Source organism: Rhizobium sp. LARHSG275 (genome assembly GCF_052871115.1).
This window is the reverse complement of sequence record NZ_JBIXJN010000001.1, coordinates 182,123-195,852: the sequence shown is the minus strand read 5'-3', so window position 1 is coordinate 195,852 and position 13,730 is coordinate 182,123. Positions and strand designations below refer to the sequence as shown.

Sequence of the window (13,730 nt, the reverse complement as noted above, 5' to 3'; positions counted from 1 at the left end):
TCATGAACAAGCCAATCTTTGTGCTCAACGGGCCGAACCTCAATCTTCTCGGTCAGCGCGAGCCGGCAATCTATGGGACCACGACGCTTGCCGATATCAGGAAACGGTGCGTGACCAAGGCAAAGGCCCTGGGATTCGACGTCGAGTTTCGGCAGACCAATTTCGAGGGCGAACTGGTCGAGAGCGTGCATCAGGCCAGGACCGACGCCTGTGGCATCATCATCAATCCTGCCGGTTATACCTTCACATCGATCGCTCTTCTGGATGCGTTGAAGATGTTCGACCCGCCGAAGATCGAGCTGCACATTTCGAATGTTCATGCGCGCGAGAGCATCTACCACAATTCGCTGATCTCACGCGTTGCCACCGCCATCATGATCGGCTTTGGAGCCGACGGCTACGAACTGGCTATCCAGGCGATGGCTGGAATGGTCAAGCGGGACTGAACTTTCAGGAAGACGAACCGGAAGGATCGCCATGAATTATAAGTTGGATTTCACCCCGGTCATAGATGGCCTGCCGAGCCTTCTGCTCGGCTGCCTCGGGACATTCCTGCTTGCCATTTGTGGGATGCTGCTGGCGATCATCATCGGAATTGGCGGTGTTGCGCTGCGCGACTCTGCGCTCAAGCCGGCGCGATGGCTGGTCATCGCCTTCGTCGAATTGATCCGCAACACGCCGTTCCTGGTCCAGATCTTCTTCATCTATTTTGCCCTTCCGCTGACGGGCATCAGGCTGGATCCGACGCCGACGGCGATTATCGCGCTCGGCATCAACGGTGGCGCCTACGCCATCGAGATCATTCGCGGCGGCGTTCAGTCGATCCCTAAGGGACAGATGGAAGCGGGGCTGGCCCTTGGTCTGCACAAGGCTCAGGTCTTCCGGCTGATCATTCTCAAGCCGGCATTGCGGGCGATCTACCCGTCCCTGACCAGCCAGTTCGTCCTCCTGACGCTGACCACCAGCATTGCATCGGCGATTTCGGCCTACGAGCTGACCTCCGTATCGCAGCGCATCGAGTCGGAGAGCTTCCGCAGCTTCGAGGTCTACTTCACGGTCACGGTTTTCTATTTCGTGATCTCCTGGCTGATGATGCGAATCTTCGCGCTGTTTTCGGCGCGCTACTTCAAATATCCGGTCAAGTAGGAGGAATTCCATGGGTCACGACGAATTCGTTTTCCTCCTCATCGGCCTGAAGTGGACCGTGGTCCTGTCCGCCGTCGGCTTCGTCTGCGGCGGCATTGCAGGGCTCGGCGTCGCCCTTGCCCGTGCCTCGGGCATACCGCTGCTGGAACGCGTCACGGCCGGCTATATCGCCGTCTTCCAGGGAACCCCGCTGCTCATGCAGCTTTTCGTCGTCTACTACGGCCTCGCTTTGGTCGGGCTGATGCTCGACGCCTGGGTGGCCGTTGCCATCGGCCTGACCCTGCATGCCAGCGCCTATCTGGGCGAGATCTGGCGCGGATCGATCGAAGCGGTGCCGCGCGGCCAGACGGAAGCGGCCAAGGCTCTCAGCCTCAGATACGTCTCGCGTATGAGGGATGTCATCCTGCCGCAGGCGCTGCGCATCTCGCTGCCAGCCACGGTCGGTTTCCTCGTGCAGCTGATCAAAGGCACCTCGCTTGCATCGATCGTCGGCTTCACCGAGCTGACGCGGGCCGGCAACATCATCTCCAACCAGATCTTCCAACCGCTGACGGTCTTCGGCATCGTCGGCGCTCTCTACTTCCTGATGTGCTGCCCACTGACGATCCTTGGCGCGCGCCTCGAACGAAAGTTTGCCGCCTCTGCGCGCTGATCCGCATCGCCCATTCTTCGACGCGGTCCAGCCCGCCAACGTGGAGTTCTACTGATGACCAGTCCCAGTCCTGCTCAAGGCGCAGAGACCATGATCACCATGGAGCGGGTGGAGAAGTGGTATGGCGCTTTTCAAGCCCTGCACGACATCAACATATCGGTTCGCAGCGGCGAGAGGATCGTGTTGTGCGGGCCTTCCGGCAGTGGGAAGTCGACGCTCATCCGCTGCATCAACCATCTCGAGACCTACGAGAAAGGTGAAATCCGCGTCGGCGGAATTCTTCTAGGCAATCAGGCCAAGACCATCGATGCGATCCGTCGTGAGGTCGGCATGGTCTTCCAGCAGTTCAATCTGTTTCCGCATCTGACGGTGCTGCAGAACTGCATGCTGGCGCCGATGAAGGCTGCCGGCGTCGGCAAGGCGGAGGCCGAGGAACGGGCACGCGGGCTGCTCGAGCGGGTCAAGATCCTGGAGCAGGCCGACAAATATCCGGTGCAGCTTTCGGGTGGCCAGCAGCAGCGCGTGGCCATTGCCCGCGCGCTTTGCATGCGGCCGAAGGTGATGCTGTTCGACGAGCCGACGTCGGCGCTTGATCCGGAGATGGTCAAGGAGGTGCTGGATACGATGATTGCGCTCGCCGACGAGGGCATGACGATGATCTGCGTCACCCACGAAATGGGCTTTGCCCGTCAGGTCGCCGATCGCGTGATCTTCATGGCCAGCGGCGCGATCGTCGAGGAAGCCCCGCCGGCCGAGTTCTTCACCAACCCACAGCATGAGCGAACCAGGAAATTCCTCGGAGAGATCCTGCGGAAGTAAGGCATCTCAAGGTCGATGCCTCTGGCAAATTATGGGAGCAGGCAATGAAACAGCTGGAGATTGCAGTCATGGGAGCTGGCCTCATCGGCAGGCGCCACGTCGAGCGTGTTATGTCCGAGCCCGGAACCGTTCTCTCGGCGGTGATCGATCCTTCTGCCGCCGGTCGCGACTTTGCCGAGACTGTCGGCGCCCGATGGTACCGGAGCTTCTCAGGCATCCGCGTCGAGGACAGGCCTGACGGCGTCATCGTGGCAACGCCGAACCAGCTCCACGTTGAGAACGGAATGGAGATCGTCGCTGCCGGCATTCCTGTCCTCATCGAGAAACCGATCGCCGATGATGTCGATGCTGCCGCAGCACTGGTTGCCGCCGGCGAGAAGGCAGGCATACCGCTGCTGGTTGGCCATCACAGACGCCACAATCCGATGATCCAGGCGGTCAAACAGATCGTCGACGGCGGAAGGCTTGGCCGGATCCTCACGGTGCACGGCACGTTCTGGGTCGCCAAGCCCGACGACTATTTCGACATCCCCTGGCGGCGCGAGGCGGGCGCCGGCCCGGTCTTCGTCAACCTGATCCACGATGTCGATCTCTTCCGATATTTCTTCGGCGAGGTCGAAGCCGTCCATGCGATGGAATCACACGCCGTGCGGAACCATGCCGTCGAGGATACGGCTGTCGTCACGCTGCGTTTCGCAAGCGGGGTGCTTGCAACCCTCAACGGCAGCGATGCCGTGGCCGCGCCCTGGAGCTGGGAGACGACCACCGGCGAAAACCCCGCTTTTCCCCGTTACGATCAATTCTGCTACCAGATCGGCGGCACCAAGGGTTCGCTCGGAATTCCCGATCTGACGCTTTGGACGAGCCCTTCGAAGCCCGATTGGCTGGAGCCGCTTGCCCAGGAGCGCGTGCCTTACCAAGCCGCCGATCCCCTTTGCGTTCAGCTCAGACACTTTTGCGACGTCATTCGTGGCGGTGCCACGCCTCTGGTGAGTGGCCGGGAGGGCCTTGCTACGCTCAGGGTCGTCGAAGCGATCAAGAGATCGGCACGCTTAGGGCAGATGATCCACCTCTCCAATGGCAGCGCCTCTTCCGATCCCCAGAAAGTCTGACCACATGATCACCGGGACGACCAAACTCATCGCTCACCTCGGCTATCCCACGGAGTCCTTCAAGGCCCCGCTGATCTACAATCCGTACTTTCAGAAGAACGGAATTGATGCCGTCGTCGTGCCGATGGGCTGCAGGCCGGAGGATTATCCGGCATTTCTGAAGCTTCTGTTCCGGTTGTCCAACATCCACGGTGCTCTGATCACGATGCCGCACAAGGTTTCGACAATGGCACTGCTCGACGAAACATCGACCAACGCAAAAGTCGCCGGCTCGTGCAATGCAGTGCGTCTCGGTTCGGACGGCAGGCTGATCGGTGACATGTTCGATGGCGAGGGCTTCGTTCGCGGCGTGTTGCGCAAGGGTAAAAAGGTTGAAGGAGCCCATGCGCTCATTGCGGGCGCCGGCGGCGTCGGCTCGGCGATCGCCGCGTCATTGGCACAGGCGGGTGTGGACCACCTCGCCATCTTCGATGCCAACCAGACGACCGCGACCGCGCTGCTGGACAGGCTGAAGAAATATTATCCGCATCTTGAAGTGACGGTCGGCTCCGCCGATCCTGAAGGTTTCGACATTGTCGTCAATGCGACGCCTCTCGGCATGCGGCGAGGTGACCCGCTGCCGATCGATATCGACCGCATCTCGCCATCGACCTTCGTCGGCGAAGTCGTGTTGACGAAGGAGATAACCCCTTTTCTTGAGGCCGTGCGGGCGCGCGGCTGCGCATTTCAGGTGGGGACGGACATGTTGTTCGAACAGATCCCCGCCTATCTCGAATTCTTCGAATTCCCGACGACGACGGCCGACAATCTCCGTGCCATCGCCAAACTCGGATGATCCGAATTCAGAGCATGATGCCGAAAAGTGTGAGCGGTTTTTCGGACGACATCCTGTTCTAGAGCGAGGCGGTGATGCCGCCATCGACCGTCAGCATATGGCCGTTGACGAAGGAAGAGGCATCCGAGGCGAGGAAGACGGCGGCGCCGACGAGCTCCTTGACCTCGCCCCAGCGGCCCGCCGGCGTGCGGGTTTCCAGCCAGCCAGAAAATTTCGGATCGTCGACAAGCGCCTGGTTGAGCGGCGTGCGGAAATAGCCGGGCGCGATCGCATTGACCTGCAGGCCGTATTTCGCCCAGTCGGTGGCCATGCCGCGCGTGAGGTTCTTCACCGCGCCTTTGGTCGCGGTATAGGGCGCGATACCGGGACGGGCGAGTTCGGCCTGGACGGAGGCGATGTTGATGATCTTGTCGCAGCCGCGCGATATCATCGCCTGGGCGACCGGCTGGCTGACATAGAACAGGCTGGAGACATTGGTCTTGAAGATCTCGTCCCACTTGTCGACCGGGAAGTTCTCCAACGGTGTGCGAAACTGCATGCCGGCATTGTTGACGAGGATGTCGATCGGGCCGATCTCCGCCTCGATATAGGCGATGGCGGTGCGGCTGGCCTCCGCATCGGTGACGTCGAAGGCGGCGCTGACCGCATGGCGATGGCTGCGACGAATATCCTCGGCGGTGGCCTCCGCCTTCTGCGCGTTGCGGCCGTTGATGATGATCGAAGCGCCATGCTCGGCAAGCCCGACCGCCAATGCGCGGCCGATGCCCTGACTGGAGCCGGTGACGAGGGCACGACGGCCCGAGAGATCGAAGAGGGGAAAGGTCACGGGGCTGCTCCTGATTTCATTGCACTGTGCATAGCCGGTTTCCGGCATTACATGCAAAGGTGCCGGATCAGGCCGTTCCAAGCCTCTGGATATTTCCTGCAAGCTCCCCAGCGAGCCGCAGGCTGGCGGCGGTCGCCATCGTCATTTGCGGCAGCAGCAGCCATTCGAGCGTCCAGGCAGCGCCGGAGCGTTCCTGTTCATGGACGAAGGAATGATGGATGCCCGAGAGCGCCGTGGCGTTGAAGCGGGCGAGCGAGACGAGGACTTCGGCGGAAACGGGGTTTTGCTTGTGTGCCATGGCCGACGAGGTGCCGCCGCCTGAAATTTCGATCTCGTCACCGGCCTGGGCAAGCAGTGCGATATCCTGCCCCATCTTGCCGAGACTGCCCGATATCGACGCAAACAGGCCGGCAATATCGGCGATCGGCAGACGCCCGCTCTGCCATTGCGATGCATCGGTGAGGCCGAGTTCCTGGGCGAGCGAAGCGCGGATGGCTGCGGCCTGCGATCCGAGCTTGTCCAGGGTGCCGGCCGCACCACCGAACTGGACGGGAAAACTCTGCTCGGTCAGGCGATCGCGATAGGTCGTCAACGGTGCGAGCCACGCGTTGAGGCGATCAGCAACAGTAATCGGGATCGCCGCCTGCATACGTGTGTGACCCATCAGCCGGTTCCGGCCGAACTGGCGGTCCAGCGCATCGAGCCGTGCGGCAATGGTGGAAAGCCGACCGGCAAACAGGAAGACGACGGTCTTCAGGCGGATCATCAGGCTGGTATCGATGACATCCTGGCTGGTGGCGCCGAGATGCAGGCTTTTTGCCGCTTCCTCGCCGACATCGGCGCGGAGCTGCTTGATGAGATCGGGAACGACGACACCGTCCCTTGCCGTTGCCGATCGAAGACTGGACATATCCGACGAGAAGGCGGCGCAGGTGTCAGCGATGCGCCTTGCGGCTTCGGCAGGAATGAGGCCGTGAGCGGCTTCAGCCTTGGCGAGCGCGGCCTCGAAGGAGAGCATGGCCCGTATATCCGCCTCGGCGGAGACATAGGGCGCGATTTCATCGTCGCCGAGCAGGCTGGAAAGGAAGGGGTGGTCGAAGGGCGATGCGGTCATGATCGTCTCGGTTTGTGGTGGCGGCCCCCTCATCCGGCTGCCGCCACCTTCTCCCCACTGGGGAGAAGGGACTCGAGGCGGCGTCCGCGATTTATGGACAGGTGATCTCGCGTGGGCACGTCCCTCTCCCCTTGGTGAGAGGGCAGGGTGAAGGGAGGCTACTTGCACAGTGGGCGGCAAACAAGCCGCCACCATGCCCTCAGATATCGAGAAACAGCGTTTCCTTCGGGCCCTGCAGGTGGATGTCGAAATGACAGGTCGCGCCGTCGCGGGTGGCGACCATCGTTGCGACGCGCTCGCGATGTTCGATGCGGGAAAGCAGCGGGTCGGCGGCATTGGCCTCCGTCTCCTCCGGAAAATACATGCGCGTATGCAGGCCGATATTGATGCCGCGGGCGACGATCCAGAAAGTGATGTGCGGGGCTTGTCTGCGGCCGTCCTTGAAGGGAACGCGGCCGGGCTTGACGCTCTCGAAGCTGTAGACGCCGTCTTCAGCACGGGTCGGGCAGCGGCCCCAGCCGGTGAAATTGGGATCGGCGGCGCCGCGCATTTCCGACGGGCTGTTGTAGAGGCCGGAGCTGTCGGCTTGCCAGATCTCGATGACCGCATCGCGCACCAGTGCGCCGGCACCGTCGAAGATCCGGCCGGTGACGGTGATACGCTCGCCGAGCGTCTTGTCGTTGACCATCTCGGTGCCGAGATCGGTGTCGTAGACGCCCGTTATGTCGCAGAAATTCGGCGTCAGGCCGATATGCACATAGGGGCCGGCCGTTTGCGACGGGGTTTCCTTGAGGTAGCCGAGCTGCTGCATGGTCAGTTACCCTCCAGTCTGTTTTCGAACATCGTCGAGCGGCGGCCGCGCAGCACGATATCGAACTTATAGGCGCGTGAATCCATCGGGATGGTGTTGCCCCAGTCGAGCGGCGCGATCAGCTGCTCGATCGCCGCCTTGTCGGGGATCGTGCCGACGATCGGACATTTCCAGATCATCGGGTCGCCCTCGAAATACATCTGGGTGATCAGGCGTTGGGCAAAGCCATGGCCGAAGATCGAAAAATGGATATGGGCAGGACGCCAGTCGTTGATGCCGTTCGGCCACGGATAGGCGCCGGGACGGATGGTGCGGAAATGGTAGCGGCCGTCCTCGTCGGTGATGGCGCGACCGCAGCCGCCGAAATTCGGGTCGATCGCCGCCAGATAGGTCTCCTTCTTGTGGCGATAGCGGCCGCCGGCATTGGCCTGCCAGAACTCGACCAAGGCGCCGGCAACCGGCCTGGCGCGCTCGTCGAGCACGCGGCCATGGACGATGATGCGTTCGCCGATGGCGCTTTCGCCGGGCTGCGCGTAGTTCAGGATCAGGTCGTTGTCGAGTTCGCCGATCATCGAATGGCCGAAGACCGGACCGGTGGTTTCGGAAATCGTGCCGTCGAGCGACAGCAGTGCGCGCTGTGGCGCGCGCAGCACGGAGGTCTTGTAGCCGGGGGTCAGCGCCGGCGCATGCCAGGCGCGGTCGCGGGCGAAGAAGCCGCCGGTCTCGGGCTTGCGGTTCGGTCGTTCGGACATGTTCCTCCCTCAGGCCGCCTTTTCGGCGTCCATCTGTTCAAAAGCCTGTTTTGCGATCTTGATCGCGTGATTGGCGGCGGGAACGCCGGCATAGATCGCCACATGCAGCAGCGCCTCGCAGATATCCTCGCGGGTCGCCCCCGTATTGGCGGTGGCGCGCACATGCATGGCAACCTCGTCGTCCTGGCCAAGCGCGGCAAGCAGAGCGATCGTGACGATCGAGCGCTCGCGCTTGGTCAGCGCCGGGCGCGACCAGACATGGCCCCAGGCGGCTTCGGTGATCAACTCCTGGAAAGGGCGGTCGAACTCCGTCGACGCGGTGGCGGCGCGGTCGACATGGGCGTCGCCGAGCACGGCGCGGCGGGTCGCCATGCCCTGCCGATAGCGCTCGGAGGAGGACGCGGTCTCATTCATGGGCTGACTTCTCCAGACGGAATGGATGTGAGGAAGGCGCGGATGATCGCCGTCAGCGCCTCCGGCTGCTCGACGCAGGGAATGTGCGCGCAATCAGGGATAACCTCGTAACGCGCGCCTGATATCAGCTTCGCAGTCGAAAGCACAAGATCGGGCGGCGTCGAGCCATCCTGGTCGCCGACGATGCAGATCGTCGGGACAGTGATCGTCCTTGCGATTTCGGTGAAATCGGCATCGCGGATCGCGGCGCAGGCGGCGAGATAGCCCTCGACGGACTGGCGCGTCAGCATGTTGCAATAGCCGGCATAGGCGGTGCTCTCGGGCCGCCGGAAGGCGGGCGTGAACCAGCGTTCCATGATGGCGTCGACGATGCTGCCGATGCCGTTTTGCTCGACGGCGGCGATTCGGGCGTTCCAGCTCTCCGCCGTGCCGATCTTGTGGGCGGTGTCGCAGAGGATCAGCGCGCGGACCAGATCCGGCCGGCGGTGATAGAGTGACTGGGTGATGAGGCCGCCGACTGAGAGGCCGCAGATGACGGCATCCTTGACCGACAGCAGATCGAGCAGGCCGGCGAGATCCGTCGCATGGTCCTCAATCGATGAGGGGAGCTGGCCGACATCGGAAAGGCCGTGGCCGCGCTTGTCGTAAAGCACGATGGCGAATTCGCCGGCGAGCCGCACCACGACGTCGCGCCAGATGCGGAAATCCGTGCCCAGCGAATTGGTGAAGACGATAACCGGCCTGTCGGCAGGGGCACCGATGACCTGATAATGGATCGTCACGTCGTTTATGCGGGCGAACTGCACGTCACTCTCCTCCTCATCAAATCAGTTCAGCCGGAGGACCGGCATTTGGTTTAACTGACGGACGGCATTCCTGACTCAGGCGTCTGCGCCATGAATGGCTCCTCCCGCCTGCCTCACCCTCCGTCATGCTCGGGCTTGACCCGAGCATCCACAACGCATCCACCAGCAGCAGCGGGCATGGATCCTCGGGTCAAGCCCGAGGATGACGGAGAGTGGGGTTAGCCCTCTTGCCAAACTTGCCCGGCCTATCGAGGCACACCGCATCCGGTGCTTCACTGAGCCTCCCTGGATTATAGAGGATTTCACAAAGAATGATGCGCGCTTCAAAATTTTAGAGTTCTCGCCGCCCTCCAACGGGACAGGTAGCTTCCGGCTGGAATAGACTGGTTGATCCGGTTAAGTAAAATGATATTTATTGGCTTTTCAATAACCCTGGAGTTATGCGAACGATGATCGACAGCCGGGTCAAGTTCCGCCATCTGCAAACCTTTGTCGAGGTGGCGCGGCAGAAGAGCGTCATGAAGGCCGCCGAATTGCTGCATGTCAGCCAGCCGGCAATCACCAAAACGATCCGCGAACTGGAACAGGTGCTGGGCGTCGATGTTTTCGAGCGCGACGGCCGCGGCATCAAGATCACCCGCTACGGCGAGGTCTTCCTGCGGCACGCTGGCGCTGCGCTGACGGCGCTTCGACAGGGTCTCGATTCCGTCTCGCAGGAGCAGTTTTCCGATGCGCCGCCGATCCGGATCGGTGCGCTGCCGACGGTTTCATCGCGCATCATGCCGCGGGCGATGGAACTCTTCCTCAAGGAGAAGACCTGGAGCCGGGTGAAGATCGTCACCGGCGAGAACGCAGTGCTCCTGGAGCAGCTTCGCGTCGGCGATCTCGATATCGTCGTCGGGCGCTTAGCAGGCGCCGAGAAGATGGCGGGTTTTTCCTTTGAGCATCTTTATTCCGAACAGGTGGTGTTTGCCGTGCGCGCCGGCCATCCGCTGCTCGACGGCAGGCAATCGCTCTTTGCCAGCTTCGGTAACTATACGGTGCTGATGCCGACGCGGGGTTCGATCATCCGGCCCGTAGTTGAAAATTTCCTCATCGCCAACGGCGTCTCCAGCCTGCCGAACCAGATCGAGACGGTGTCGGATTCCTTCGGCCGCGCTTTCCTGCGAGCGAGCGATGCGATCTGGATCATTTCCAACGGCGTGGTGGCCTCCGATGTCGCCGACGGGCGGCTGGCGCTTCTGCCGGTCGATACCGGCGAGACCAGGGGGCCGGTCGGGTTGACGATGCGCGCCGATGCGGTTCAGTCTCTGCCGCAATCGATCCTGATGCAGACGATCCGCGAGGCGGCAGGCGAGGTTTCCTGAGGTAACGGAGGTCGGACCGATGGAGAGTCAGAACAAGGATCTGGGCAGGCGGGCGACGGAAGCGTCGGTGAAATTCGTCGTGGTGCTGGCGGTGATGATCTTCGTTGCGGCGGGCTCGCTGACTTATTGGCAGGGCTGGCTGTTCCTTCTCAATTTTTGCGGCTGGATCATCGCGACGACAGCCTATTTCCTGAAGTATGACCGCGCTTTGCTGGAACAGCGGTTGCATGTCGGGCCGGGCGCGGAGCGGCTACCGGCGCAAAAGCGTATTCAGCTTTTCAACAGTGTCGCGCTGATTGCGCTCTTCATCGGCTCGGCCCTCGATCATCGGTTCGGCTGGTCGGCCGTTCCGGTGTCGATGGTGATATTCGGCAATCTCCTGGTCGCGGCCGGTTTTTACGGCTGCTTCCTCGTCCTGCGTCAGAACAGCTTCGCCTCGGCGGCAGTCGAGATCCAGAGGGATCAACGGGTCATTTCCAGCGGGCTCTACAGCATCGTGCGCCATCCGATGTATGCGGCGGCGCTGGTGCTCTTCTCGGGCATGCCGCTATCGCTCGGCTCCTATTGGGGCCTGCTTGCCATCCCTCCTGCTTTTGGCGGACTTGCTGCGCGGCTGCTGGATGAGGAGAAACATCTGACCAGAGACCTGCCGGGTTACGCCGAATACCGCCGCAAGGTCCGCTACCGGCTGCTGCCGGGACTATGGTGACGGCTAAGCCGGCGGTCGCAGGGCCAGCTCTTTAAATTTGCTTGATGCATGCCCAGATTTGGACTATATCTAATTCAAGACAGGAGGCCTTTATGCAGCATGCACGACGGGAGCAACGGGAGGGCCAGGGGCCACAGCGGCTGGAAATGGAGCGGTTTGCTCCGGCAAATCGCAGGAGGCTCAGCGCCCCGGCATTGCGAACCTTTCTGGCGATCGCCGATCTCTGGGGACTGACGGAAGAGCAGCGTCTGCTCGTGCTCGGTTATCCCTCTCGGTCGACCTACCACAATTGGGCCAAACAGGCGCGCGAGCACGGCGCGTTCACGCTCGATGTCGATACGCTAACCCGCATCTCGGCTGTGCTCGGCATCCATCAGGCGCTCGGCGTGCTGTTTTCCGATGAACACGCCGGCGTCGCCTGGCTGCGGACGCCGCATCAGGCCCCGGTTTTCGGCGGCCATCCGCCGCTTGATATCGTGACGAACGGGACCCAGGACGGGCTGATGACCGTCCGCCGGTTTCTCGACGGCGCCCGCGGCGGTCTCTACATGCAGCCGAATATGCTCGACGAAGCGTTCACGCCTTACGAAGACGCGGACATCGTCTTCCGGTGAGGGATCGTTTTGCCCAGGCGCCGCGTCCATCGTACCGGCTGATCCCGTCGCAATTTCCGCCAATCGGGCTTTTTGAGACGGTGACGCGGGCGGCCGATCTCGAAGCCGTCATGGAGCTCGTCGGCTGGACCAACGACCGTCTCGTCGCAGACCGCATCCAACGGCTTCCCGAAGACCAATGGGTTTATGGCGTTGCCAATGCCAGCATCGTCATGGCGGCATTCCTGCATGTCGCGCCGGGAGGAATGCGCTTCAACGGCCCTGATCTCGGCGCCTGGTATGCCGCTGACGATCTCAGAACCGCCGCCGCGGAGGTTGGCCATCATCTCAGGCGCGAAGCTGTCGCGCGCAGCGTGGCGACGATGGCGCGCACCTATCGAAGCTACGCGGCCGATCTGATTGGTGATTACCTCGACATTCGCGGTGAAGAGAGGCTGCGGCCCGATATCTATGATGGCACCAGCTATGCGGCGTCGCAGGTGCTGGGGGAAGAGGTCCGATCGAGCGGCGGCGCCGGTATCCTCTATGATAGTGTCCGGCTGAAAGGCGGAGTGGCCATCGTCGCCCACCGGCCGCGCAATATTCAGGGCGTGGTGCAGGCCGACCACTTCGAAATCACCGTTTCCGCCACCGACCGACGCATCGATGTCAGGAAGCTCGCAGCCTGACAATGGCAGCCGCAGGTGTCTGCCGCGCTGGGGATATGGGTGATTCTCAAAGCGGCAGTCGTTCGGCCCATGCCTTCACCGCCGTCGCCATCGTGGCGAGGTGATCGGCACTGGAGAAACCGGAGATCGCCTTGCGCGGCTTGAGGTCGTGGTCGCCATCCTCCAGCCAGAGGATCTCGATCCTGTCGGAGAGATCGTAGCCCGGCACCTCGTCACGCGTGCCGAATTCGTCGCGCGTTCCCTGGCAGATCAGGGCGGGCGTCGTCAGCCCTGTGAGATGGCGGGTGCGCAGCTTCTCCGGCTGGCCGGGCGGATGGAAGGGATAACCGAGGCAGAGCAGGCCGGCGATCTTCCCCCGACGATAGAGATCGTCGGCGACCATGCTGGCGACCCGGCCGCCCATCGACTTGCCACCGATGATCAGTGGGCTGCTGGCGCCAAGCTCGGCGATGGCCGCCTCATATTCGGGATTGAGCGTTTCGGCGCGCGGCGGCGGCTTGCGGCCTTCCGAGCTGCGGCGGGCGGCCATATAGGCGAATTCGAAGCGGGCCACACGGAAGCCAACGCCGGCGAGTGCATTTGCCGCTGCTGTCATCGATGCGGAATCCATCGGTGCGCCGGCGCCATGCGCCAGAAGGATCGTGAAGCGCGCATCCTCAGGCCCCAGCAGCAAAAACCTGTCAAGCATCGGTAATCCTCCATCCCGTCGCCGGAACCATGTCGACGGCCGTGACTTCTTCCTGGAAAGGAGACCGACAATGTCGACGAATGATCAAAACGTAAAGCCCGAGCAGCGGCGCCCAAAAGATGTCGGCGCCGTTCCCGAGAAGCCGGAGCCCGCAGACGCAGAATCGATGGCGCCGCCGGCGGTGCAGCCGGCTGGGGTCAGGGACAAAAGCGAACGACCTGTGGTCAATCCGATCACCGGGGTCGCCTCCTGATCGACTACGGTCGATTATAGTGTAGAACCGCTGAACAGCCTCTTGAAACCCCGGCGGGAAGGGTCCATATACCCGTCCTGCCTGAAAAATGGACGCGCGCGGTATCGACGTCGTCGAATTGTTCGTTGTCCGACAGGATAAGGG

General features: G+C 62.2%; 18 protein-coding genes. 11 read left to right on the top strand and 7 right to left on the bottom strand.

Annotated features, from left to right (window positions below; genetic code table 11):
• Positions 1 to 2: 2 nt before the first annotated feature.
• Genes ACIPSK_RS00975 through ACIPSK_RS00950 form a run of 6 tightly spaced genes read left to right on the top strand, consistent with a single transcriptional unit; the run spans position 3 to position 4,564 of the window.
• Positions 3 to 446 carry a type II 3-dehydroquinate dehydratase gene (locus ACIPSK_RS00975; RefSeq protein ID WP_018071496.1) on the top strand — a complete coding sequence of 148 codons (444 nt, stop codon included), beginning with the start codon at positions 3 to 5 and terminating at the stop codon, positions 444 to 446.
• A gap of 31 nt (positions 447 to 477) precedes the next feature.
• Complete coding sequence (locus ACIPSK_RS00970) at positions 478 to 1,146, top strand: amino acid ABC transporter permease (RefSeq protein WP_017991876.1); 669 nt, start codon at positions 478 to 480, stop codon at positions 1,144 to 1,146.
• Positions 1,147 to 1,156: 10 nt separating this feature from the next.
• Positions 1,157 to 1,798, top strand: coding sequence for an amino acid ABC transporter permease (locus ACIPSK_RS00965; protein WP_162115209.1), 642 nt, complete (start codon positions 1,157 to 1,159; stop codon positions 1,796 to 1,798).
• 54 nt (positions 1,799 to 1,852) lie between these two features.
• Positions 1,853 to 2,617, top strand: coding sequence for an amino acid ABC transporter ATP-binding protein (locus ACIPSK_RS00960; RefSeq protein WP_130671043.1), 765 nt, complete (start codon positions 1,853 to 1,855; stop codon positions 2,615 to 2,617).
• A 44-nt stretch (positions 2,618 to 2,661) separates the two neighbouring features.
• Complete coding sequence (locus ACIPSK_RS00955) at positions 2,662 to 3,729, top strand: Gfo/Idh/MocA family protein (RefSeq protein ID WP_162115210.1); 1,068 nt, start codon at positions 2,662 to 2,664, stop codon at positions 3,727 to 3,729.
• 4 nt (positions 3,730 to 3,733) lie between these two features.
• A complete protein-coding gene (locus tag ACIPSK_RS00950; RefSeq protein WP_162115211.1) occupies positions 3,734 to 4,564 on the top strand; it encodes a shikimate dehydrogenase family protein in 831 nt (276 codons plus the stop codon).
• A gap of 58 nt (positions 4,565 to 4,622) precedes the next feature.
• Here ACIPSK_RS00950 and ACIPSK_RS00945 read toward each other — a convergent pair whose 3' ends face one another.
• The 6 genes from ACIPSK_RS00945 to pcaD all read right to left on the bottom strand — a co-directional run bounded on the left by ACIPSK_RS00945 (position 4,623) and on the right by pcaD (position 9,287).
• Positions 4,623 to 5,390 carry an SDR family oxidoreductase gene (locus ACIPSK_RS00945; RefSeq protein WP_162115212.1) on the bottom strand — a complete coding sequence of 256 codons (768 nt, stop codon included), beginning with the start codon at positions 5,388 to 5,390 and terminating at the stop codon, positions 4,623 to 4,625.
• A gap of 67 nt (positions 5,391 to 5,457) precedes the next feature.
• Entirely contained in the window at positions 5,458 to 6,504 is a 1,047-nt protein-coding gene (locus ACIPSK_RS00940) for a 3-carboxy-cis,cis-muconate cycloisomerase (RefSeq protein WP_162115213.1), read from the bottom strand.
• A gap of 199 nt (positions 6,505 to 6,703) precedes the next feature.
• Entirely contained in the window at positions 6,704 to 7,315 is a 612-nt protein-coding gene (gene pcaG, locus ACIPSK_RS00935) for a protocatechuate 3,4-dioxygenase subunit alpha (protein ID WP_162115214.1), read from the bottom strand.
• Positions 7,316 to 7,317: 2 nt separating this feature from the next.
• Positions 7,318 to 8,067 carry a protocatechuate 3,4-dioxygenase subunit beta gene (pcaH, locus tag ACIPSK_RS00930; RefSeq protein ID WP_018448819.1) on the bottom strand — a complete coding sequence of 250 codons (750 nt, stop codon included), beginning with the start codon at positions 8,065 to 8,067 and terminating at the stop codon, positions 7,318 to 7,320.
• Between the two features lie 9 nt (positions 8,068 to 8,076).
• Positions 8,077 to 8,481, bottom strand: a complete 405-nt coding sequence (pcaC, locus tag ACIPSK_RS00925; protein WP_017968245.1) for a 4-carboxymuconolactone decarboxylase — start codon at positions 8,479 to 8,481, stop codon at positions 8,077 to 8,079.
• Positions 8,478 to 9,287: a 3-oxoadipate enol-lactonase gene (gene pcaD / locus ACIPSK_RS00920; RefSeq protein ID WP_162115215.1), complete on the bottom strand. Its 810-nt coding sequence runs from the start codon at positions 9,285 to 9,287 to the stop codon at positions 8,478 to 8,480. The genes pcaC and pcaD overlap by 4 nt, the downstream gene beginning before the upstream one ends.
• A 449-nt stretch (positions 9,288 to 9,736) precedes the next feature.
• Here pcaD and pcaQ point away from each other — a divergent pair, with 449 nt between their 5' ends.
• The 4 genes from pcaQ to ACIPSK_RS00900 all read left to right on the top strand — a co-directional run bounded on the left by pcaQ (position 9,737) and on the right by ACIPSK_RS00900 (position 12,645).
• Complete coding sequence (gene pcaQ, locus ACIPSK_RS00915; RefSeq protein ID WP_162115216.1) at positions 9,737 to 10,654, top strand: pca operon transcription factor PcaQ; 918 nt, start codon at positions 9,737 to 9,739, stop codon at positions 10,652 to 10,654.
• A 19-nt stretch (positions 10,655 to 10,673) separates the two neighbouring features.
• Entirely contained in the window at positions 10,674 to 11,363 is a 690-nt protein-coding gene (locus ACIPSK_RS00910; RefSeq protein WP_162115217.1) for a methyltransferase family protein, read from the top strand.
• Between the two features lie 92 nt (positions 11,364 to 11,455).
• A complete protein-coding gene (locus ACIPSK_RS00905) occupies positions 11,456 to 11,977 on the top strand; it encodes an MbcA/ParS/Xre antitoxin family protein (protein WP_162115218.1) in 522 nt (173 codons plus the stop codon).
• On the top strand, positions 11,974 to 12,645 hold the full coding sequence (locus ACIPSK_RS00900; RefSeq protein WP_162115219.1) for an RES domain-containing protein: 672 nt from the start codon (positions 11,974 to 11,976) through the stop codon (positions 12,643 to 12,645). The genes ACIPSK_RS00905 and ACIPSK_RS00900 overlap by 4 nt, the downstream gene beginning before the upstream one ends.
• Positions 12,646 to 12,691: 46 nt before the next feature.
• On the opposite strand, the gene ACIPSK_RS00895 is transcribed toward ACIPSK_RS00900, so the two are convergent.
• Positions 12,692 to 13,333: an alpha/beta hydrolase family protein gene (locus ACIPSK_RS00895; RefSeq protein WP_162115220.1), complete on the bottom strand. Its 642-nt coding sequence runs from the start codon at positions 13,331 to 13,333 to the stop codon at positions 12,692 to 12,694.
• 70 nt (positions 13,334 to 13,403) lie between these two features.
• Between ACIPSK_RS00895 and ACIPSK_RS00890 the strand changes: the two genes are divergently transcribed.
• Positions 13,404 to 13,586, top strand: coding sequence for a hypothetical protein (locus ACIPSK_RS00890; protein WP_018071481.1), 183 nt, complete (start codon positions 13,404 to 13,406; stop codon positions 13,584 to 13,586).
• Positions 13,587 to 13,730: the final 144 nt, after the last annotated feature.

Coding starts and splice junctions, on each gene's coding strand:
- ACIPSK_RS00960 (WP_130671043.1), top strand. CDS start 1,853: ATGACCAGTCCCAGTCCTGCTCAAGGCGCAGAGACCATGATCACCATG.
- pcaQ (WP_162115216.1), top strand. CDS start 9,737: ATGATCGACAGCCGGGTCAAGTTCCGCCATCTGCAAACCTTTGTCGAG.
- pcaC (WP_017968245.1), bottom strand. CDS start 8,481: ATGAATGAGACCGCGTCCTCCTCCGAGCGCTATCGGCAGGGCATGGCG.
- ACIPSK_RS00940 (WP_162115213.1), bottom strand. CDS start 6,504: ATGACCGCATCGCCCTTCGACCACCCCTTCCTTTCCAGCCTGCTCGGC.
- ACIPSK_RS00965 (WP_162115209.1), top strand. CDS start 1,157: ATGGGTCACGACGAATTCGTTTTCCTCCTCATCGGCCTGAAGTGGACC.
- ACIPSK_RS00955 (WP_162115210.1), top strand. CDS start 2,662: ATGAAACAGCTGGAGATTGCAGTCATGGGAGCTGGCCTCATCGGCAGG.
- pcaG (WP_162115214.1), bottom strand. CDS start 7,315: ATGCAGCAGCTCGGCTACCTCAAGGAAACCCCGTCGCAAACGGCCGGC.
- ACIPSK_RS00975 (WP_018071496.1), top strand. CDS start 3: ATGAACAAGCCAATCTTTGTGCTCAACGGGCCGAACCTCAATCTTCTC.
- ACIPSK_RS00910 (WP_162115217.1), top strand. CDS start 10,674: ATGGAGAGTCAGAACAAGGATCTGGGCAGGCGGGCGACGGAAGCGTCG.
- ACIPSK_RS00950 (WP_162115211.1), top strand. CDS start 3,734: ATGATCACCGGGACGACCAAACTCATCGCTCACCTCGGCTATCCCACG.
- ACIPSK_RS00895 (WP_162115220.1), bottom strand. CDS start 13,333: ATGCTTGACAGGTTTTTGCTGCTGGGGCCTGAGGATGCGCGCTTCACG.
- ACIPSK_RS00890 (WP_018071481.1), top strand. CDS start 13,404: ATGTCGACGAATGATCAAAACGTAAAGCCCGAGCAGCGGCGCCCAAAA.
- pcaH (WP_018448819.1), bottom strand. CDS start 8,067: ATGTCCGAACGACCGAACCGCAAGCCCGAGACCGGCGGCTTCTTCGCC.
- ACIPSK_RS00970 (WP_017991876.1), top strand. CDS start 478: ATGAATTATAAGTTGGATTTCACCCCGGTCATAGATGGCCTGCCGAGC.
- ACIPSK_RS00905 (WP_162115218.1), top strand. CDS start 11,456: ATGCAGCATGCACGACGGGAGCAACGGGAGGGCCAGGGGCCACAGCGG.